The sequence below is a fragment of the Enterobacter cloacae complex sp. IR5384 genome (assembly GCF_049237265.1).
Taxonomy (GTDB): Bacteria; Pseudomonadota; Gammaproteobacteria; order Enterobacterales; family Enterobacteriaceae; genus Enterobacter; species Enterobacter cloacae.
Map to the genome: position 1 here is coordinate 176,442 of NZ_JBMKHJ010000004.1, position 19,236 is coordinate 195,677.

Here is a 19,236-nt window from a genome sequence, read left to right on the forward strand (position 1 = left end):
ACCCGCCACAATCAGGCGGTAACGAAAGAGGATAAACCGTGTCCCGTACTATTATGCTGATCCCTACCGGAACCAGCGTCGGCCTGACCAGCGTCAGCCTTGGCGTGATCCGTGCTATGGAACGCAAAGGCGTTCGTCTGAGCGTCTTTAAGCCAATCGCCCAGCCACGTGCCGGTGGCGATGCGCCAGACCAGACCACCACCATCGTTCGTAAGAACTCCAATCTGCCAGCGGCCGAACCGCTGAAGATGAACCACGTTGAATCTCTGCTCTCCAGCAACCAGAAAGACGTGCTGATGGAAGAGATCATCGCCAACTACCACGCCAATACAAAAGACGCGGAAGTTGTGCTGGTTGAAGGCCTGGTTCCGACCCGCAAACACCAGTTTGCCCAGTCGCTGAACTTCGAAATTGCGAAAACCCTGAACGCCGAGATCGTCTTTGTGATGTCTCAGGGCACAGATACCCCAGAGCAGCTGAAAGAGCGTATCGAACTGACCCGCAGCAGCTTCGGTGGTACTAAAAACACCAACATCACGGGCGTAATCGTCAACAAACTGAATGCGCCTGTGGATGAGCAGGGCCGTACGCGTCCTGACCTGTCCGAGATCTTCGACGACTCTTCCAAAGCGAAAGTCATTAAAGTTGACCCGGCTAAACTGCAGGAATCCAGCCCGCTGCCGGTTCTGGGCGCGGTGCCGTGGAGCTTCGATCTGATTGCCACCCGTGCCATCGATATGGCGCGTCACCTGAACGCCACCGTGATCAACGAAGGCGACATCAATACCCGCCGCGTGAAATCCGTGACCTTCTGCGCCCGCAGCATTCCGCACATGCTGGAGCACTTCCGTGCAGGTTCCCTGCTGGTAACCTCCGCAGACCGTCCAGACGTGCTGGTTGCTGCCTGCCTGGCCGCGATGAATGGCGTAGAAATCGGCGCTATCCTGCTGACCGGTGCTTACGAGATGGATCCACGCGTCAGCAAGCTGTGCGAACGCGCGTTCGCGACTGGCCTGCCGGTATTTATGGTCAACACCAACACCTGGCAGACCTCCCTGAGCCTGCAGAGCTTCAACCTGGAAGTGCCGGTTGATGACCACGAGCGTATCGAGAAAGTTCAGGAATACGTTGCAAGCTACATCAACGCAGACTGGATCGAATCCCTGACCGCAACCTCCGAGCGCAGCCGTCGTCTGTCTCCTCCGGCCTTCCGTTACCAGCTGACCGAGCTGGCGCGTAAAGCGGGCAAACGTGTTGTTCTGCCAGAAGGCGACGAACCACGTACCGTGAAAGCGGCAGCTATCTGTGCAGAGCGCGGCATCGCGACCTGTGTGCTGCTGGGTAACCCGGATGAGATTAACCGCGTTGCGGCATCCCAGGGCGTTGAGCTGGGTGCTGGCATCGAAATCGTTGATCCAGAAGTGGTTCGCGAAAGCTACGTTGCCCGTCTGGTCGAACTGCGTAAGAACAAAGGCATGACCGAAGCCGTTGCGCGTGAGCAGCTGGAAGACAACGTGGTGCTGGGTACGCTGATGCTGGAGCAGGACGAAGTTGACGGCCTGGTATCCGGTGCGGTTCACACTACCGCGAACACCATCCGTCCACCGCTGCAGCTGATCAAAACGGCTCCAGGCAGCTCTCTGGTTTCCTCCGTGTTCTTCATGCTGCTGCCTGAACAGGTTTACGTTTACGGCGACTGTGCGATCAACCCGGATCCAACCGCAGAGCAGCTGGCTGAAATCGCAATCCAGTCCGCGGACTCCGCGATTGCCTTCGGTATCGAACCACGCGTCGCGATGCTTTCCTACTCTACCGGCACTTCTGGTGCAGGTAGCGACGTAGAGAAAGTGCGTGAAGCGACCCGTATTGCACAGGAAAAACGCCCTGATCTGATGATCGACGGCCCGCTGCAGTACGATGCCGCAGTTATGGCTGACGTTGCGAAATCCAAAGCGCCAAACTCCCCGGTTGCAGGTCGCGCTACCGTGTTCATCTTCCCGGATCTGAACACCGGTAACACCACCTACAAAGCGGTACAGCGTTCAGCAGACCTGATCTCCATCGGGCCAATGCTGCAGGGTATGCGCAAACCTGTGAACGACCTGTCCCGTGGCGCGCTGGTAGACGATATCGTCTACACCATCGCGCTGACGGCGATCCAGTCTTCGCAGCAGCAGTAAATAAGGTCTTGCCGGATGGCGCTTCGCTTATCCGGCCTACAGGACCGTAGGCCCGGTAAGCGCTAGCGCCACCGGGCAACAAAAAGGCGACCGCTCACGGGTCGCCTTTTTTATTTACAGCAACTCTCGCGCCGCTGAAACGATGTCATGCGCCGTCAGGCCATACTCCTTCTGCAGGAATTCCTGCGTCCCTACCTGGCCATAACGCTCCTTCACCCCCACGCGACGCATCGGCACCGGGCAGGTCTCCACCAGCACTTCCGCCACCGCCGAGCCCAGCCCGTTGTGAATGCTGTGGTTTTCGCAGGTCACGATCCGCCCGGTTTTCTCGGCGTAGTTTTTCACCAGCATCCGGTCGATGGGCTTCAGGGTAAACATGTCTATCACTGCCGCGCTAACGCCCTCCTGCTCAAGCTGACGGGCCGCTTCCAGCGCTTCGGCCACCATAATGCCGTTGGCAATCAGGGTAATGTCGCTTCCTTCGCGCAGCACATTGCCTTTGCCGATGGTAAACGTTGAACCCGGGGCATACACGCTTGGCGCCTGCTTACGGATAGTACGCACCCAGTAGAACCCGTCGAGGTCGATAAGCTGGCGCAGTATGTCTTCAAACATCACCGCGTCGGTCACCTCCAGCACTACCGAATGCGCCAGACCGCGCACAATGCCCATATCCTCGAACGACATATGCGTCCCGCCGTTGTGGCAGGCCGTCACGCCCGCATCCGAGGCAATGACCTTCACGTTATTACGCTGGTAGTCCAGGGACATAAACAGCTGGTCGAAGCAGCGACGGCTGGCAAAGGCGGTAAAGGTATGAACAAACGGCTTGCGGCCGGTGAGTGACAGCCCGGCCGCGGTACCGATCACGTTGGCCTCCATAATGCCGCAGTTGATCACATGTTGCGGATAATCGCGCGCCACGCCGTCCATCGCCATTGAGCTCATCAGATCCGCTTCCAGGGCGATGATCTCGCTCCCGGCTTCAATCTGTTTTGCCACAAAGCCCGCGTAGACCTTACGCATCTCTATCACATCTTTCTGTCCTGCAGGTGCAACCTTAATCATGAGTTACCTCCAGCTGGCGGATCGCCTCGTCAAGGGCCGCTTTGCTCTCCGGGGTCAATCGCAGATGGTGCGAGTTACCCAGCTGTTCCAGATACGCCACTCCCTGTCCTTTGATGCTGTCGAGGATCACCACCCGCGGACGCGCATCCGCTGGCGGAACCGGTGCGGTGACCTTCAGCAGTGCCGGGATGTCATCTCCTTTCACCGTCACCACGTCAAAACCAAAGGCGCGGAATTTCCCTTCCAGATCGAACGCGCAGATGATCTCATCCAGCTCGCCATCAAGCTGTTGTTTGTTCCAGTCCACAAATATCGTCAGGTTGTTAAGACGATGGTGGGCAATAAACTGGAACGCTTCCCAGCACTGCCCTTCGTTCAGCTCGCCGTCACCGACGATGCAAAAGACCCGATTTGACCGCCCGGCCAGCTTATGCGACAGCGCCATGCCGCCCGCGATGGAGATCCCCTGGCCAAGCGAACCGGTCGTGGCATCCACACCGCGTGTTTTTAGCCGGTCCGGATGGCTTGGCAGGCGTGTGCCGTTCTGGTTAAGCGTGCTCAGCTCTTCCATCGGGAAATAGCCCTTAATCGCCAGCGTACTGTACAGGGCCGGTCCCGCATGGCCCTTCGACAGGACAAAGTAGTCTCGTTCTGGCCAGTCCGGGTCTGCCGGGTCAATTTTCATTACCGCACCGTACAGTACGGCCAGGGTTTCGACGACCGACATACTGCCGCCGTAGTGACCAAATCCCAGCTGCGTCAGCGATTTCAGGGTCTCGAGTCGAATTTGACGCGCGAGTTCGGTTATCTCATTCTCGTTCATGATTTGGCTCCGGTGTTTTCCTGCGCATTACCACCCGCAGATTTGTTTTTCGCTAACACGTTGTACGCCACCAGCAGCGCGAACAACGCAACGACAAGCCCGGTGATGGCCAGTGGTGACAGGAAGCGCGCCAGGTTGCCAAGCACAATCCCGACGGCGCCGAAGTCAGCGTCCGAGAAAGTGGTATTGGCAAAGCCAATGGCTCCCAGTACTGGCAGCAGCAGCACCGGCAGGAAGGTGATTAAGAGCCCGTTGGCAAAGGCGCCAATCATTGCCCCGCGACGTCCACCGGTGGCGTTACCAAACACGCCCGCGGTTGCGCCGGTGAAGAAGTGCGGCACCACGCCCGGCAGGATCAGCACCCAGTTAAACTGGCCGCAGATAATTAACCCCACGATCCCCCCGAGGAAGCTGAACAGGAAGCCAATCAGCACCGCGTTGGGCGCATACGGATAGACCACCGGGCAGTCCAGGGCCGGACGCGCATTGGGCACCAGTTTTTCTGAGAAGCCGGTAAAGGCCGGGACGATTTCTGCCAGAATCAGGCGTACACCCTGCAGGATGATGAACACCCCTGCGGCGAAGGTGATTGCCATGATAATGGCGTAGACCAGGTAGTTCTGACCGCCGCTGAAGGTCGCCTCGACGTATTCACGCCCGGCGCTCACCGCCATGATCAGGTAGATAATCATCATGGTCAGAGAGATGGAGATCGAGCTGTCACGCAGGAAGCTCAGGTTCTTCGGCAGGTTCATCTCTTCGGTTGAACGTGAACCTTTGCCGACCTTGCTGCCAATCCAGCCGGACAGCACGTAGCCCAGGGTGCCGAAATGGCCGAAAGCAATATCATCGTTGCCGGTAATGCGCTTCATGTAACGCTGCGCAATCGCCGGGAAGAAGGCCATGACCAGCCCGAGGATCAGCGACCCCGTAAAGACCAGCCCTACCCCTTCAAAGCCCGCAACCGTGAGGATCACCCCAATCATGCACGCCATGTAGAACGTGTGGTGTCCGGTCAGGAAGATATACTTCAGACGGGTAAAGCGGGCGACGAGAATATTGGCCACCATCCCAAACGCCATAATCAGCGCAGTCGAGGCCCCATATTTTTCCAGCGCAATGGAAACAATCGCTTCATTATTGGGAATAATGCCCTGGATATTAAAGGCGTGTTCAAACATACCGCCTAATGGATTTAATGACCCCACCAGCACGGTGGCGCCACCGCCCAGCACAATAAACCCGAGAATAGTTTTAATGGTCCCTTTTACAACGTCAGAAAAGGCTTTTTTCTGCGCAACGAGACCAATTAAGGCAATCAGGCCCACCAGCACGGAAGGGACTTTTAAAATATCGACAACGAAATTCAGCGTTTCAAGGATAAACATATCCACCTCGCCTTATCAGGGTTATTGTCTTTCGAACCAGGCACGCAGCTGCGCTTCAAGTTCGTTGATATCGATGATGTTGTTGATCACCACCAGCTGGTTTTCCGGCACGCTGGCGCTGGAGGCAATATCTTTCGCCATCACGAAAAGATCGGCCGCACCGGGCGTGGCTGAAGAGAGATCGGAGTGCTCAACCTCGGCGTCAATGTCCAGCTTCTTAAGCACTTTTTTAATATTCATTTCGACCATAAAACTACTGCCCAGGCCAGAACCGCATATAGCCATGATTTTCATTGTTGTCCCCTTTTTTGCGTAGAGTATGTCCCATCACGCTTGCGCGTAATGTGTGTGACGAGTCGGATTAAATAATTAAATCAGAAGCGGTCGATTATCTTTTTAATTTCCTCCAGGGTATTCGCCTGATGTAATTCCGCCATATCCTCATCGCTTGAAAATAATTCAGCCAGCGCAGAGATCATTTCGATATGGCTGTGTTTATCCGGTGCCGCCAGCATAACGATCACATCGACGGGATCAAATTCGCCTGCACCGAATGAAACGCCCTTCCTGAGTTTTAATAATGAGAGGCCCAGTCCTTTTGCCCCCTCTTCCGGCCGCGCATGCGGCATGGCCAGCCCTGGTGCCAGCACATAATAGGGTCCTAAAGTGTGGTGCTGCTCAATGATGGCCGTTACGTATTCCGGCGCAATGACCTGCAGCTCCAGCAACGGTTTCGCGCATATCTCCAGCGCCTGCGGCCAACTCTCAACGCTAGCCTGCAGCGTGATGGTTGTATCATATATCCACTTTTTGAGCATTTCCCCTCCCGGCATCGCGCTAAAGATGAACAAACTTTATTCAACGCATAACGAATTGGCTGCGATCGCGATCACAAAGATAGCGCTACCAAGATCTAACATTCAGAAGTGTGATAGCGCTATCAAATTAACATCCTGGCGCGAAATCACAGCAAAAAAAGGGATTTAAGGCGTATACTGCCTGTCACGTGAAGCGAAGGATGAAATGAGTGGCGTCCTGTCAGCAGGAAGGTGTATGTCTCTAACCCGAAAACGGCGCAGTACCGGTAAAGTGACACTTGCCGATGTCGCACAGCTTGCCGGTGTGGGCACAATGACCGTGTCCCGTGCTCTCCGCACGCCTGAACAGGTTTCCGATAAACTGCGAGAAAAAATAGAAGCCGCGGTACAAGAGTTAGGCTATATGCCGAATCTTGCAGCCAGTGCGCTGGCTTCGGCCTCGTCGTGGACGATCGCGATGGTCGTCCCCAATCTTTCCGAAGCCGGTTGTTCCGAAATGTTCGCCGGGCTCCAGCAGGTGTTACAGCCCGCCGGCTATCAGATCATGCTGGCCGAATCCCAGCATCGTCTTGAACAGGAAGAGAAATTGCTGGAAACGCTGCTGGCGTCAAATATCGCCGCAGCGATTTTGCTCAGCGTCGAACATACTGACACCGTGCGTCACTGGCTAAAAAACGCCTCGATTCCGGTGATGGAGATGGGCGCCATGCGCGCCGATCCTATCGATATGAATATCGGGATTGATAACGTCGCGGCCATGTATGAACTCACGGAAATGGTCATCAAACGCGGCTACCAGAACATCGGCCTGCTGTGTGCCAACCAGGAGCAGTGGATTTTCCAGCAGCATTTGCAGGGCTGGTACAAAGCGATGCTGCGCCACCATATGTCGCCTAACCGGGTGATTAACGCCGCCATGCCGCCGAGCTTTTCGACGGGGGCCGCACAACTTCCTGAATTTCTGCTGGCGTGGCCGGAGCTGGATGCGCTGGTTTGCGTCTCAGATGAACTGGCCTGTGGCGCGCTGTACGAGTGCCAGCGCAGGCGGATCAAGGTGCCGGACGATCTGGCCGTGGTCGGGTTTGGCGACAGCGACGTCAGCCGTGTCTGTCAGCCGCCGCTGACGACGATGGCAGTACCCCATCGTAAGATTGGTATTGAAGCGGGACGTGCATTGCTGGAACGTCTGAATGACGGAGACTGGCGCGATCAGAAACCCATCGCATCCAGTCTGTGTCTGAGGGAGAGCTGCTAAAGCTTATTCGGCCTCTTCTTCTTTCTCAGATTTGGTCGATTCGTTTTTGGCGTTGCGGGTCATCCACAGCGCCAGTGCTTTTAACGAATCCGGCGTGAACTCGTCACAACGCGCGGTGATCTCTTCCGGCGTCATCCAGCTCACTTCGCTCACTTCTTCTTCCTGCAGGGCGAACGGCCCGTGGGAAACGCAGCTAAACAGCCCGCCCCAGACACGGCAATGTTCGTCTTCAAAATAGAACTGCCCATGTTCGGCAAACGGTACGCCCGCAATGCCTAGCTCTTCTTCCGCTTCACGGCGTGCGGAATCCAGCAGGACCTCATCCGCCTGAACGACACCGCCCGCAGTGGCATCCAGCATACCAGGGAGAAAATCTTTGGTGTCCGTGCGGCGTTGAACCAAAATTTTGCCCATGCCGTCATGAACAACAATATACGTCGCACGATGACGCAGGCGTTCAGCGCGCATTTGTTCGCGGCTGGCCTGCGCGATCACTTCATTCTCTTCGTTGACAATGTCAACCCACTCTGTACTTGCCAAATGACTCTGCTCCACCATCGGGAAACCTTCTCGTCTAAGCGCTCTTACGGCGCGTTTACAGTTGAGGTGTAACTTACGGATTAATCGCTACCTGTGCAATAACTTGCTGATCATTAAGTGCGATAACGCTTAACGTATGCTCATCAAGCATGCCATAGCTCGCCGGGTATCCGCCTTTCGGAATGCTGACCGAACCTGGGTTGAAGTGATAAATCTCCCCGCGTTTTTCTGCTACCGGAATATGAGTATGGCCGTAAACCAGGACATCGCCAGCGGCCAGCGCCGGGAGATTATCCGGGCTAAAAAGATGACCATGGGTGAGGAACAGACGGCATTTTTCCAGCAGCACCTGTTGCCACGGAGCGGTCATGGGGAAGTGCAGCAGCATCTGGTCCACTTCGCTGTCGCAGTTACCGCGCACGGCAATAATGCGCGAGGCATAGGGGTTGAGTTTTTCCGCCACCTGCGCAGGGGCATAGCCTTCCGGCAATGCGTTACGTGGACCATGGTTCAACACGTCACCCAGAATAACCAGCCACTGCGCCCCACTTTGTGCGAACAGGGAAAGAACGCGCTCGGTCGCGGGCAGCGATCCATGGATATCCGACGCAAACATCAGTTTCATCAGTCACTCCTCAGAAAAACAGACTGCCCTTATCATACCTTAAGCGCCAGGGCTTATCAGCCGACGCGCTTAGCGGAGAGTGCCACATAGCGCTGCACCGACGCACGTTGCCACTGGAAAGTGGCGTAATCCACCAGCAGCTGGGGGACGTCATCGCCGTTAAGGATCAAGCGGTTCAGCATCAGCGCCAGGTCGGTATCGGCAATACACCATTCGCCAAACAGGTTCGGGTTACCGTGGGCCAGCAGCGAGGTGGCGGTGTCAATCAGCTTTTGCGCGCTCTGCGCCCCCTCAGTACTTAGGGCGGGCTTTTTCACACCCGCAAATACCACATCCGTGGAGCGTTCAACGCGAATCGGCACCAAATCGCTGCGTAACCACGCCTGGATTTGCCGTGCCCGGGCCCGCTTTTGCAGATCGTGAGGATAAATACGCTCCCACTCTGGTGGCGCGAACCGATCTTCCAGGTATTCATCGATCGCCGACGATTCGCTCAGGGCGAAACCATCAATGTCCAGTACCGGCACGCGCCGGGTCAGATCGTAGCCCTGCCACTGCGGTTTCAGGTGTTCACCGCCGTCCAGATCAACGGTTTTCAGGCTAAATGACAGCCCTTTTTCCGCCAGCGCCACGTACACGCTCATGACATAGGGTGAAAAGAATTGGGCATCGGACCACAACGTGATTACAGGCTGGTTCATAACATCCTCATCGGCTGATCGGTATTCCCTCAACATATAGTCTCTTTACGCCGCTGTCACTTGATGAAAACTCACGATTTTGCACAACCACCTATACTGATTGGTCATGGCATTACACTTCACACTGACAGGAGTTGAGAATGATCGACCTTTATTACGCCCCTACTCCAAACGGCCATAAGATCACCCTCTTTCTTGAAGAAGCCGAGCTGGAATACAGGATCATCCGCGTGGATATCAGCAAAGGCGATCAGTTCAGGCCTCTCTTTCTGGCCATCTCACCGAACAACAAAATCCCGGCCATCATCGATAACCTGCCAGCTGATGGCGGCAAACCGTTGAGCCTGTTTGAATCCGGGGAGATTTTGCTGTATCTGGCGGAGAAAACCGGCAAACTGCTGAGCGAGGAACTGCGCGAGCGTCACCACACGCTACAGTGGCTGTTCTGGCAGACAAGCGGCCTGGGCCCGATGCTGGGGCAGAACCACCACTTTACCGCTTACGCGCCACAACCCATCCCGTATGCGATAGAGCGCTATCAGGTGGAAACGCAGCGGCTGTACGGCGTACTGAACCGTCGGCTGGAAAAATCACCGTGGCTCGGGGGCGATCATTACAGTATCGCCGATATCGCCTGCTGGCCGTGGGTGAATACCCATGAACGTCACCGTATTGATTTAGCCTCTTACCCGGCGGTTAACAACTGGTTTGAACGTATCCGCACCCGCCCGGCGACCGAGCGTGCGATGAAAAAAATCCAGGAGATTTAGGCCTGCGCCCGGTTGGGCGCGTGTCAGGCTCTCATGTATTATGGGGAGGAAATACTGACACGGAGAAGACCTGCAATGTCGCAGCATGACGCTATTATTCGTATAAAAAATTTACGCTTACGTACTTTTATCGGTATCAAAGACGAGGAGATCGCCAACCGTCAGGATATCGTGATTAATGTGGTTATCCACTATCCGGCAGACAAAGCGAGAGGCAGTGAAGATATCAATGACGCGCTGAACTATCGCACGATTACGAAAAGCATCATTCAGTACGTGGAAAATAACCGCTTCTCTCTGCTGGAAAAATTAACTCATGATGTGCTCGACATCGCACGCGAACATCACTGGGTCACTTATGCTGAAGTAGAGATCGATAAACTTCACGCCCTGCGTTATGCCGACTCCGTCTCCATGACGTTAAGCTGGCAGCGCCGGGCGTAAACCTGGAGGTTGTATGAAGATTCTGCTGACCGGCGGTACAGGCCTGATTGGCCGTCATCTCATTGCGCGCCTGCAGGCGTTACATCACGACATTACCGTGGTAACGCGCAGCCCTGAGAAAGCGCGCCAGGTGCTGGGTGCCGGTATCGACATCTGGAAAAATCTGGCTGACCGGCAGAATCTGGACGGTTTTGACGCCGTCATCAACCTGGCCGGTGAACCTATCGCCGACAAACGCTGGACGGAAGAGCAAAAACAGCTGTTATGCAGCAGCCGCTGGAACATCACCGAAAAGCTGGTCGAGCTCATCCGTAACAGCCATACCCCGCCATCGGTACTGATTTCCGGTTCTGCGGTAGGCTATTACGGCGATCTCGGTGAGGTGGTCGTGACCGAAGAAGAGCCGCCGCACAACGAGTTTACCCATAAGCTCTGCGCTCAGTGGGAACGTATTGCCTGTGCTGCCCAGAGCGATAATACCCGCGTGTGCCTGCTGCGTACCGGCGTCGTTCTCGCGCCGAAAGGCGGCATTCTGGCGAAAATGCTTCCTCCGTTCCGGCTCGGACTGGGCGGCCCCATCGGTAATGGCCGTCAGTATCTGCCGTGGATCCACATCGACGATATGGTCAACGGTATTCTCTGGCTGCTGGATAACGATCTGCGTGGGCCGTTCAATATGGTTGCGCCGTACCCGGTGCGTAACGAGCAGTTTGCCCACGCGCTGGGCCATGCCCTGCATCGCCCGGCGATTTTACGCGTGCCCGCAACGGTGATTCGCCTGATGATGGGTGAAGCGTCCGTGCTGGTGCTGGGCGGGCAGCGCGCGCTGCCTAAACGGCTGGAAGCGGCCGGGTTTGCGTTTCGCTGGTATGACTTAGAAGAGGCGTTGAGGGATGTGGTGGGGTGAATATGTTACATTTGTACGCCATGTCCCGATGAAATGGCGTAACAATGGCAACCATTACCACACCCCGGCTTCACCTCACCCCTTTCGAACCCACTGACTGGGCCTTCTTCCGCTCGTTGCGGGAAGATCGCAATATCATGCGTTACATGGCCGCCATCGCGCCGGAAAAAGAGACCCGGCGCGTATTTGCTGCGCGCTTAACGGCGGCGCACGTTTTTGTGATTCGTTTTCATGATGATGACACGCCGCTGGGCGATATCGGCCTGCAGATCAGCCCAGAGAATCGTGAAGAGGCTGATATTGGCTATACGGTTGTGCCTGCCGCGCAGGGGAAAGGTATCGCCAGTGAGGCGTTGCGCGCGGTATGTGAATATGCGTTTAACCAGACCGGCGTGAAAGCGATTAACGCCTACGTACTGGCGGACAACGGCGGGTCGGTGCGGGTGCTGGAGAAGGCGTACGAGATTGACGGCGTACGGTATGACGACTGGGTGTATCGGCTGGAGTGCGGTGCGGTCTGATGCCCTCACCCCGGCCCTCTCCCACAGGAGAGGGAGAAAACCCAGCCTGTAGGCCCGGTAAGCGAAGCGCCACCGGGCGATTGGGCTGCACTGTGGCCCTCTCCCTGGAGGAGAGGGAGAGGAGGCAAAACCTACTTCAAAGAGCCCTTCAGGAACTGCTGCAAACGCGGGCTTTGCGGATTCGCCAGCACCTCATCCGGATGTCCCTGCTCTTCGATTTTCCCCTGATGCAGGAAGATCACGTGGTTCGAGACGTTGCGGGCAAAGCCCATCTCGTGCGTTACCACGACCATGGTTTTACCCTCTTCCGCCAGCTTCTGCATGATGCGCAGTACTTCGCCAACCAGTTCCGGGTCAAGTGCTGAGGTCGGTTCGTCGAACAGCAATACTTCAGGCTCCATCGCCAGCGCGCGGGCGATAGAGACACGCTGCTGCTGACCACCAGAGAGATGCACCGGGTACTTTATCTGCTGTCGCTCATCGATACCCACTTTCGCCAGGTATTTCACCGCGCGCTCACGGGCCTCCTGCTTGCTTAAACCCAGCACCTGAACCGGTGCTTCCATCACGTTCTCCAGCACCGTCATGTGGCTCCAGAGGTTGAAGTGCTGGAAAACCATTGTCAGTCGCGTGCGCAGCAGGCGCAGCTGGTTCTTATCTGCCACCTTCAGTTGGCCGTCTTTATCCCGGGTCAGATTGATATTCTGCCCGCTCACCACAATTGAGCCTTCACTCGGCTTTTCGAGGAAGTTGATGCAGCGCAGGAAGGTACTTTTCCCCGAGCCGGATGATCCGATAATACTGATCACGTCGCCTGCATTTGCCTGCAGCGACACCCCTTTCAGCACTTCATGTTCGCCGTAGCGTTTGTGCAAATCAATTACGTTTAATTTGTTCTCAGCCATCATCATTCTCAGTGCGTCGAAGAGGGTTTTATATGCTGCAACCAGCGCTTTTCTGCCTTACGGAACAGGCTAATCAGGACGTATGAAATAATCAAATAGAGCACTGCCGCAATGCCAAACGCGGTAAACGGCTGATAGGTCGCAGAGTTGATATCGCGGGCGATTTTAAGCAGGTCCGGCACCGTGGCGGTAAAGGCCAGCGCGGTGGAGTGGAGCATTAAAATCACTTCGTTACTGTAGGCTGGCAATGCGATACGCAGCGCCGACGGCAGAATAATGCAGCGGTACAGTTTCACCGACGAGAAACCGTACGCGCGCGCCGCTTCGATTTCTCCGTAAGGAACGGAGCGGATAGCCCCGGCGAAAATCTCGGTGGTGTAGGCGCAGGTGTTGAGCGTCAACGCCAGCACCGTACAGTTCAGGCCGCTGCGGAAGAAGGCGTTCAGCATCTCGGTGCCTTTCACAATCTCCAGCGTATACATGCCCGAATAGAACACCAGCAGCTGTACGTAAAGTGGTGTACCACGGAATACGTAGGTAAACAGCCAGATCGGGAACTGAATAAATTTATTGTTCGACACGCGGCCAATGGCAAGAAACACCGCCAGAATGCCACCCATCACCACCGAAGAGATCAGCAGCCACAGCGTAATGGCCACGCCGGTAAAGCGATAGCCGTCCGTCCACAGCAGCGATTTCCAGTATTCCTGAATAATCTCAATCACAGGTCAGCCCTCTTCACACCCACGGAGTAGCGACGTTCGAGCAGAAGCAGCACACCATTGGAGACCGTCGTAAAAACCAGATAGATCACGCCACACACTACCGCAAAGTAGAACGGCTCCCAGGTACTTTTACCGGCAAGCTGCGTGGCCTTTACCACATCTTCAAGCCCCAGCAGAGAGACCAGCGCCGTGGCCTTGAGGATAACCTGCCAGTTGTTGCCAATGCCCGGAAGCGCGTAGCGCATCATGGCCGGGAACATAATCCGGCGAAACGTCTGGGAGGAGGTAAAACCGTAGGCGGTCGCCGCTTCTATGTGTCCTTTCGGTACCGCCATATAAGCACCGCGGAAAGTTTCGGTAAAGTACGCGCCGTAGATAAAACCGAGAGTGATAATACCGGCCACCATCGGGTCGATATCGATCTGCTCCATTCCCATGGCGTCCGTCACGCTGTTAAGCGCGATCTGCAGCCCGTAAAAGATAAGCAGCATCAGCACCAGATCGGGAACGCCGCGAATCAGCGTGGTATAACCTTCAAAAATCAGCGCCAGCGGTTTGTTAGCCGAAAGCTTCGCCCCTGCGCCTGCCAGACCTATCAGCACCGCCAGCACCACGGAGCTGATAGCCAGCTCAAGGGTGACAAGCGCGCCCTGTAAAATAACGCCAGAAAATCCGTACAGCATACCGCGAGCCCTGTCGTATCGTGAGTGATGGACCGTGTCTTATCCCCTCCCTGAGCGGGAGGGGCCGCACGTTATTTGACGGGGCGATTAGCCGCCGTAAACATTAAAATCGAAGTACTTTTTCGCCAGTTTGTCGTACGTGCCGTCAGCGCGCATTTCAGCAAACGCTTTGTTCAGCGCTTCGCGCAGCTCGTTGTCTTCTTTACGCAGGCCCATACCGGTGCCGACACCAAACAACTTCACATCTTTAATGGATGGGCCGCCAAATTTGTAATCTTTACCTACCGGCGTCTTCAGGAAGCCTTCGCTCGCGGCGACTTCATCCTGGAAAGCGGCGTCGATACGGCCTGCCGTCAGATCAGCGTAGATATTTTCCTGGCCCTGATAAGAGACGATTTCAATCCCCTTCGGTGCCCAGTGTTCATTACCGTAGGTTTCCTGGGTAGTGCCCTGCAGCACGCCCACGCGTTTGCCTTTCAGTGATTCGAGGGTAGGCTGGATATCAGACGATTTAGCCACCACCAGACGAGAATCTGCCGCATAGAGTTTGTCGGTGAAGGCAATCTCCTGCTGACGTTTTTCAGTGATGGAAAGCGAGGACATGATAACGTCGATTTTTTTGGCTTTCAGTGATGGGATCAGTGCATCCAGCGGGTTCTCAACGTAGGTACACTGCGCTTTGATGCGTTTGCACAGCTCATTGGCCAGATCAATGTCAAAACCGACCAGTTCACCCTTCGAATTCTTAGATTCGAACGGGGCATAGGTAGGGTCGGTACCAATACGAATTTTCTGCGGAATTGCTGCGAACGCCGCGGTAGCGCTGGAAAAGGCCAGCACCAGAGATAACGACAACACGAGTTTTTTCATATCTGTCCTCAACAAACTGTCTTCTTACGTGATTTTTACGACGACGGGGTGGTGCTAATGTGCCATCAATCCACGCCATCAGGCAAAGATTAATGCCTTTCAGGCGAGATTTTTTGCATGATAAATGCGTAAGTATGCACACAGCGATCCAATACGGTGCACGAAACGCACCATATTGGATCAATCACACCCGCAATGCACCAGAACAGTGCACCATCATCGAGTATCAATCACCGTAGACGTTGAAGTCGAAGTATTTCTTCGCCAGTTTGTCGTAGGTACCGTCTTTGCGCAGTTCTGCAAACGCTTTGTCGAAGGCGGCTTTCAGCTCGGTATCATCTTTACGCAGGCCAATACCGGTGCCGTCACCAAAGTATTTTTTGTCTTTCACGGACGGGCCAGCAAAGGCGTAGTCTTTACCTGCCGGCTGTTTCAGGAAGCCTTCACTTGCGGCAACCTCATCCTGGAATGCCGCATCCAGACGACCGGCCGCCAGGTCAGAATAAATCAGATCCTGGTTCTGGTAAGCCACCATGTCAACGCCCTTCTCACGCCAGTTTGCATTGGCATAACCTTCCTGAGTCGACCCCTGCAGCACGCCGACATGCTTGCCTTTCAGGGAGTCAATGGTTGGCTGAATGGGGGAGCCTTTTGCCGCAATCAGACGGGAATCCGCGGCGTAGAGCTTGTCAGAGAAGGCAATCTCCTGCTGACGTTTTTCGGTGATGGAAAGAGAAGAGATAATGGCGTCGATTTTCTTGGCTTTCAGCGACGGAATTAACGCGTCAAAGTCGCTGCCCACCCATGTGCATTTCACCGCAATGCGTTTGCACATCTCATTACCCAGATCGATATCAAACCCTACGAAATCGCCTTTCGCATCCTTGGAAGAGAATGGCGCGTAGGTTGCGTCTGTACCGATACGCACTGTCTGTGGAAGCGCTGCATAGCTACCTGCTGCTGCACTTAACCCCACCAGCAAAGACAGAGCCAGAACCGTCTTCTTCATACATTTACCCTCAAGTACCGTGATTTTATTATGTATTGTGTTGTGTGTTGTGTTGCAGGCTTCTCTTGCAGGTCTTATGCCACATTGCCGTCGGGTCAAAACTTCGACGTTAAATATGTTAATAAAACGTTGCGATATTGCCTTAATGGTGAAAGATAGCAGGTCTGCCGAACGAACCGGAAAGAGAAAAAGGGAAAAAACGAATTAAATGTCGAGGATATGATCGCCGTTGCAATTTTGCCCTGAAACAGGGCATCGTCTCTGTTCATGCACGCTGTTTGTGCACAGAATCAGGCGCCCTGCCAGCGGGTGAAGAGGTCTTCGGGCAGGTCGATATCAAACTGATCCAGCACGCGGTTCACTGTCTGATTAATCACGTCATCGAGCGAGGCCGGACGATGATAAAACGCCGGCACCGGCGGCATGATCACCGCGCCCAGTTCAGCGGCCTGGGTCATTAAACGCAGATGCCCCAGATGCAGCGGCGTTTCGCGCACGCAAAGCACCAGAGGACGACGCTCCTTCAGCACCACGTCCGCCGCACGCGTCACCAGCGTGTCGGTATAGCTGTTAACGATGCCGGAGAGGGTCTTAATTGAACAAGGCAATATCACCATGCCCGCGGTTTTAAACGAGCCGGAGGAGATGCTGGCAGCGATATCGCGGGCATCGTGTACCACATCCGCCAGCCCCTGGACATCGCGCAGGGAGAGATCGGTTTCGAGGGAGAGGGTCTGACGCGCAGCCTGGCTCACCACCAGATGGGTTTCGACTTCCGCCACGTCACGCAGCACCTGCAGCAGACGCACGCCGTAGATCGCGCCACTGGCGCCGCTAAGCCCAACAATGAGTCGTTTCATGATTTTCGCCCTTACTGATTTCAGGGCAGACTGTGCAGGATTTTGCGGGGAGTTGCAAGTGAGGGCGAAGGCCCTCACCTGCCTGCACAATTAACCTTCGTTGTGCATCTCTAAGCTTTCGAGATCGTTTTGCAGCTGGACGGCTTTCGCATCGTCGTTGCGCAGCGAATCGAGATAGTCCAGATACTGCTGATCAACATCTTTGGTGACGTAAACCCCGTTAAACACGGAACATTCAAACTGCTGAATATCCGGGTTCTCGGCGCGCACCGCGTCGATAAGATCGTTCAGATCCTGGAAAATCAGGCCATCGGCACCGATGATCTGGCGAATCTCGTCCACTTCACGGCCGTGGGCAATCAGCTCGTTCGCGGTAGGCATATCAATGCCATACACGTTCGGGAAGCGAATCTCTGGCGCCGCAGAGGCCAGATACACTTTCTTCGCACCGGCTTCACGCGCCATCTCGATAATCTGCTCTGAGGTGGTGCCACGTACAATGGAGTCATCCACCAGCAGCACGTTCTTGTCGCGGAACTCAGCGCGGTTAGCGTTCAGTTTACGACGCACGGACTTACGGCGCAGCTGCTGACCCGGCATGATAAAGGTACGGCCAACGTAGCGGTTCTTCACGAAGCCCTGACGGTATGGCTTATCCAGAATGCGGGCGATTTCCAGCGCGATATCACAGGACGTTTCCGGGATAGGAATGACCACGTCGATGTCCAGATCGTCCCACTCGCGGGCAATCTTCTCACCCAGCTTGGTTCCCATGTTCACGCGGGCGCTGTAGACGGAGATCTTATCGATAAACGAGTCCGGACGGGCAAAATACACGTATTCGAACAGGCACGGGTTGCTGACCGGGTTGTCTGCACACTGGCGGGTAAACAGCTGGCCCTTCTCAGTGATATAGACCGCTTCGCCAGGGGCTACATCACGCAAGAATTCGAAGCCCAGGGTGTCCAGCGCCACGCTTTCAGAGGCAACCATATATTCGGTACGGCCATCACCCAGGTCACGCTTACCGAGCACCAGCGGGCGGATACCGTTTGGATCGCGGAAGGCGACCATTCCGTGACCGATAATCATCGCCACGCAGGCGTAGGCACCGCGGATCTGGCGGTTTGTCGCAGCAACGGCGGCAAAGATATTGTCTGCTTCCAGCGGATAGTGGCGGAAATTATCCAGCTCGCTCGCGAACACGTTGAGCAGGATTTCTGAATCAGAGGTGGTGTTAATGTGGCGACGTTTCTCTTCAAACAGCTTTTTACGCAGCTCATGCGCGTTGGTCAGGTTGCCGTTGTGAGCAAGCGTGATGCCATACGGTGAGTTGACGTAGAAAGGCTGTGCCTCAGAGGCGCTGGAACTGCCAGCAGTAGGATAACGAACGTGACCGATCCCCATATTACCTTGCAGACGCTGCATATGGCGGGCTTCAAACACATCGTTTACCAGGCCATTCGCCTTACGTAAACGGAAGCAGTTGTTTGCATCAATGGTGATGATACCCGCAGCATCCTGCCCACGGTGCTGAAGCACCGTTAACGCGTCATAAATCGACTGGTTTACCGGCATGAAACCGGCGATACCGACAATACCGCACATTCGTCTTTTCCTCGTTAAGCCACATCTCAGAGCGGGTTACGCTCTGGGCAAGAAACTCGACGAGCTTTGCAGATAGTCAAAGAACCACCTGATGATGAAGCTGAACTCTGGAATGAGCTGCGATTTCTGCCAGTCTTCGCTTTTGGAGAACCCGGTAAAGGTATCCAGGAAGAACAGTATCGCGGCCACAATCAGCACGCCTCGTAATGCCCCGAAACAGATCCCGAGCACCCTGTCCGTTCCTGACAGACCGGTTTTCTCGACCAGCTGACCTATCACGTAATTCACGATAGCGCCGACAATCAGCGTCGCGATAAACAGCACCGCGATGGCGATTCCATTTCGGACCAGTTCATCTTCAAAGCCCGTGAACCAGACAGACAGGTAAGTGTAGTAATGACTGGCAACAAAGAAAGCACAACCCCAAGTCACCAGCGATAACGCTTCACGAACAAAGCCACGGATCAGGCTAACCAGACAGGAAAAACCAATCACCGCAATGATGGCGTAATCAATCCAGACCATATGTGTCCCAC

General features: G+C 55.2%; 22 protein-coding genes. 6 read left to right on the forward strand and 16 right to left on the reverse strand.

The genetic code is table 11. The features are described 5' to 3' along the window. Nucleotides 1–38 precede the first annotated feature (38 nt). Complete coding sequence (gene pta, locus ACOTX3_RS05665; protein ID WP_013098116.1) at nt 39–2,180, forward strand: phosphate acetyltransferase; 2,142 nt, start codon at nt 39–41, stop codon at nt 2,178–2,180. Nucleotides 2,181–2,294: 114 nt separating this feature from the next. Here pta and ACOTX3_RS05670 read toward each other — a convergent pair whose 3' ends face one another. The 5 genes from ACOTX3_RS05670 to ACOTX3_RS05690 all read right to left on the reverse strand — a co-directional run bounded on the left by ACOTX3_RS05670 (nt 2,295) and on the right by ACOTX3_RS05690 (nt 6,277). Next, complete coding sequence (locus ACOTX3_RS05670; RefSeq protein ID WP_058678198.1) at nt 2,295–3,248, reverse strand: transketolase family protein; 954 nt, start codon at nt 3,246–3,248, stop codon at nt 2,295–2,297. Next, nucleotides 3,241–4,071: a transketolase gene (locus ACOTX3_RS05675; RefSeq protein WP_058651766.1), complete on the reverse strand. Its 831-nt coding sequence runs from the start codon at nt 4,069–4,071 to the stop codon at nt 3,241–3,243. The genes ACOTX3_RS05670 and ACOTX3_RS05675 overlap by 8 nt, the downstream gene beginning before the upstream one ends. Then, the gene (locus ACOTX3_RS05680) at nt 4,068–5,459 is read right to left on the reverse strand and encodes a PTS ascorbate transporter subunit IIC (protein WP_058678199.1); all 1,392 of its coding nucleotides are present in this window, start codon (nt 5,457–5,459) and stop codon (nt 4,068–4,070) included. The genes ACOTX3_RS05675 and ACOTX3_RS05680 overlap by 4 nt, the downstream gene beginning before the upstream one ends. Before the next feature lie 21 nt (nt 5,460–5,480). Next, nucleotides 5,481–5,753, reverse strand: coding sequence for a PTS sugar transporter subunit IIB (locus ACOTX3_RS05685; protein ID WP_013098120.1), 273 nt, complete (start codon nt 5,751–5,753; stop codon nt 5,481–5,483). An 80-nt stretch (nt 5,754–5,833) separates the two neighbouring features. Then, nucleotides 5,834–6,277, reverse strand: coding sequence for a PTS sugar transporter subunit IIA (locus tag ACOTX3_RS05690; protein WP_045292173.1), 444 nt, complete (start codon nt 6,275–6,277; stop codon nt 5,834–5,836). Between the two features lie 235 nt (nt 6,278–6,512). Between ACOTX3_RS05690 and ACOTX3_RS05695 the strand changes: the two genes are divergently transcribed. After that, entirely contained in the window at nt 6,513–7,532 is a 1,020-nt protein-coding gene (locus tag ACOTX3_RS05695) for a LacI family DNA-binding transcriptional regulator (protein ID WP_013098122.1), read from the forward strand. 3 nt (nt 7,533–7,535) lie between these two features. Here ACOTX3_RS05695 and yfcD read toward each other — a convergent pair whose 3' ends face one another. Genes yfcD through yfcF form a run of 3 tightly spaced genes read right to left on the reverse strand, consistent with a single transcriptional unit; the run spans nt 7,536 to nt 9,398 of the window. After that, entirely contained in the window at nt 7,536–8,090 is a 555-nt protein-coding gene (gene yfcD, locus ACOTX3_RS05700) for an NUDIX hydrolase YfcD (protein ID WP_013098123.1), read from the reverse strand. 55 nt (nt 8,091–8,145) lie between these two features. Beyond that, on the reverse strand, nt 8,146–8,697 hold the full coding sequence (gene yfcE, locus ACOTX3_RS05705; protein ID WP_013098124.1) for a phosphodiesterase: 552 nt from the start codon (nt 8,695–8,697) through the stop codon (nt 8,146–8,148). Between the two features lie 56 nt (nt 8,698–8,753). After that, nucleotides 8,754–9,398 (reverse strand): glutathione transferase, encoded by a 645-nt coding sequence (yfcF, locus tag ACOTX3_RS05710; RefSeq protein WP_013098125.1) that lies wholly within the window; start codon nt 9,396–9,398, stop codon nt 8,754–8,756. Between the two features lie 140 nt (nt 9,399–9,538). Between yfcF and yfcG the strand changes: the two genes are divergently transcribed. The 4 genes from yfcG to ACOTX3_RS05730 all read left to right on the forward strand — a co-directional run bounded on the left by yfcG (nt 9,539) and on the right by ACOTX3_RS05730 (nt 12,040). Beyond that, nucleotides 9,539–10,168 (forward strand): GSH-dependent disulfide bond oxidoreductase, encoded by a 630-nt coding sequence (gene yfcG / locus ACOTX3_RS05715; RefSeq protein WP_013098126.1) that lies wholly within the window; start codon nt 9,539–9,541, stop codon nt 10,166–10,168. A 75-nt stretch (nt 10,169–10,243) separates the two neighbouring features. Continuing rightward, a complete protein-coding gene (gene folX, locus ACOTX3_RS05720; RefSeq protein WP_058678200.1) occupies nt 10,244–10,612 on the forward strand; it encodes a dihydroneopterin triphosphate 2'-epimerase in 369 nt (122 codons plus the stop codon). 13 nt (nt 10,613–10,625) lie between these two features. Continuing rightward, nucleotides 10,626–11,519: a TIGR01777 family oxidoreductase gene (locus ACOTX3_RS05725; RefSeq protein WP_013098128.1), complete on the forward strand. Its 894-nt coding sequence runs from the start codon at nt 10,626–10,628 to the stop codon at nt 11,517–11,519. Between the two features lie 44 nt (nt 11,520–11,563). Next, nucleotides 11,564–12,040 carry a GNAT family N-acetyltransferase gene (locus tag ACOTX3_RS05730; RefSeq protein ID WP_127869149.1) on the forward strand — a complete coding sequence of 159 codons (477 nt, stop codon included), beginning with the start codon at nt 11,564–11,566 and terminating at the stop codon, nt 12,038–12,040. 131 nt (nt 12,041–12,171) lie between these two features. Here the strand turns inward: ACOTX3_RS05730 and hisP are convergent, their stop codons facing one another. From hisP to cvpA, 8 genes are all read right to left on the reverse strand, one after another. Beyond that, a complete protein-coding gene (gene hisP / locus ACOTX3_RS05735; RefSeq protein ID WP_020690627.1) occupies nt 12,172–12,945 on the reverse strand; it encodes a histidine ABC transporter ATP-binding protein HisP in 774 nt (257 codons plus the stop codon). An 8-nt stretch (nt 12,946–12,953) separates the two neighbouring features. Beyond that, entirely contained in the window at nt 12,954–13,670 is a 717-nt protein-coding gene (locus ACOTX3_RS05740) for an ABC transporter permease (protein WP_008502590.1), read from the reverse strand. Next, nucleotides 13,667–14,353, reverse strand: a complete 687-nt coding sequence (locus ACOTX3_RS05745; protein WP_058678201.1) for a histidine ABC transporter permease HisQ — start codon at nt 14,351–14,353, stop codon at nt 13,667–13,669. The genes ACOTX3_RS05740 and ACOTX3_RS05745 overlap by 4 nt, the downstream gene beginning before the upstream one ends. A gap of 87 nt (nt 14,354–14,440) precedes the next feature. After that, complete coding sequence (hisJ, locus tag ACOTX3_RS05750; RefSeq protein ID WP_008502592.1) at nt 14,441–15,223, reverse strand: histidine ABC transporter substrate-binding protein HisJ; 783 nt, start codon at nt 15,221–15,223, stop codon at nt 14,441–14,443. Between the two features lie 226 nt (nt 15,224–15,449). Then, on the reverse strand, nt 15,450–16,232 hold the full coding sequence (gene argT, locus ACOTX3_RS05755; protein WP_058678202.1) for a lysine/arginine/ornithine ABC transporter substrate-binding protein ArgT: 783 nt from the start codon (nt 16,230–16,232) through the stop codon (nt 15,450–15,452). 290 nt (nt 16,233–16,522) lie between these two features. After that, nucleotides 16,523–17,092 (reverse strand): UbiX family flavin prenyltransferase, encoded by a 570-nt coding sequence (locus ACOTX3_RS05760; RefSeq protein ID WP_058678203.1) that lies wholly within the window; start codon nt 17,090–17,092, stop codon nt 16,523–16,525. 90 nt (nt 17,093–17,182) lie between these two features. Beyond that, nucleotides 17,183–18,700 carry an amidophosphoribosyltransferase gene (purF, locus tag ACOTX3_RS05765; RefSeq protein WP_014832786.1) on the reverse strand — a complete coding sequence of 506 codons (1,518 nt, stop codon included), beginning with the start codon at nt 18,698–18,700 and terminating at the stop codon, nt 17,183–17,185. Nucleotides 18,701–18,736: 36 nt separating this feature from the next. Further along, entirely contained in the window at nt 18,737–19,225 is a 489-nt protein-coding gene (gene cvpA / locus ACOTX3_RS05770) for a colicin V production protein (protein ID WP_000262116.1), read from the reverse strand. Nucleotides 19,226–19,236: the final 11 nt, after the last annotated feature.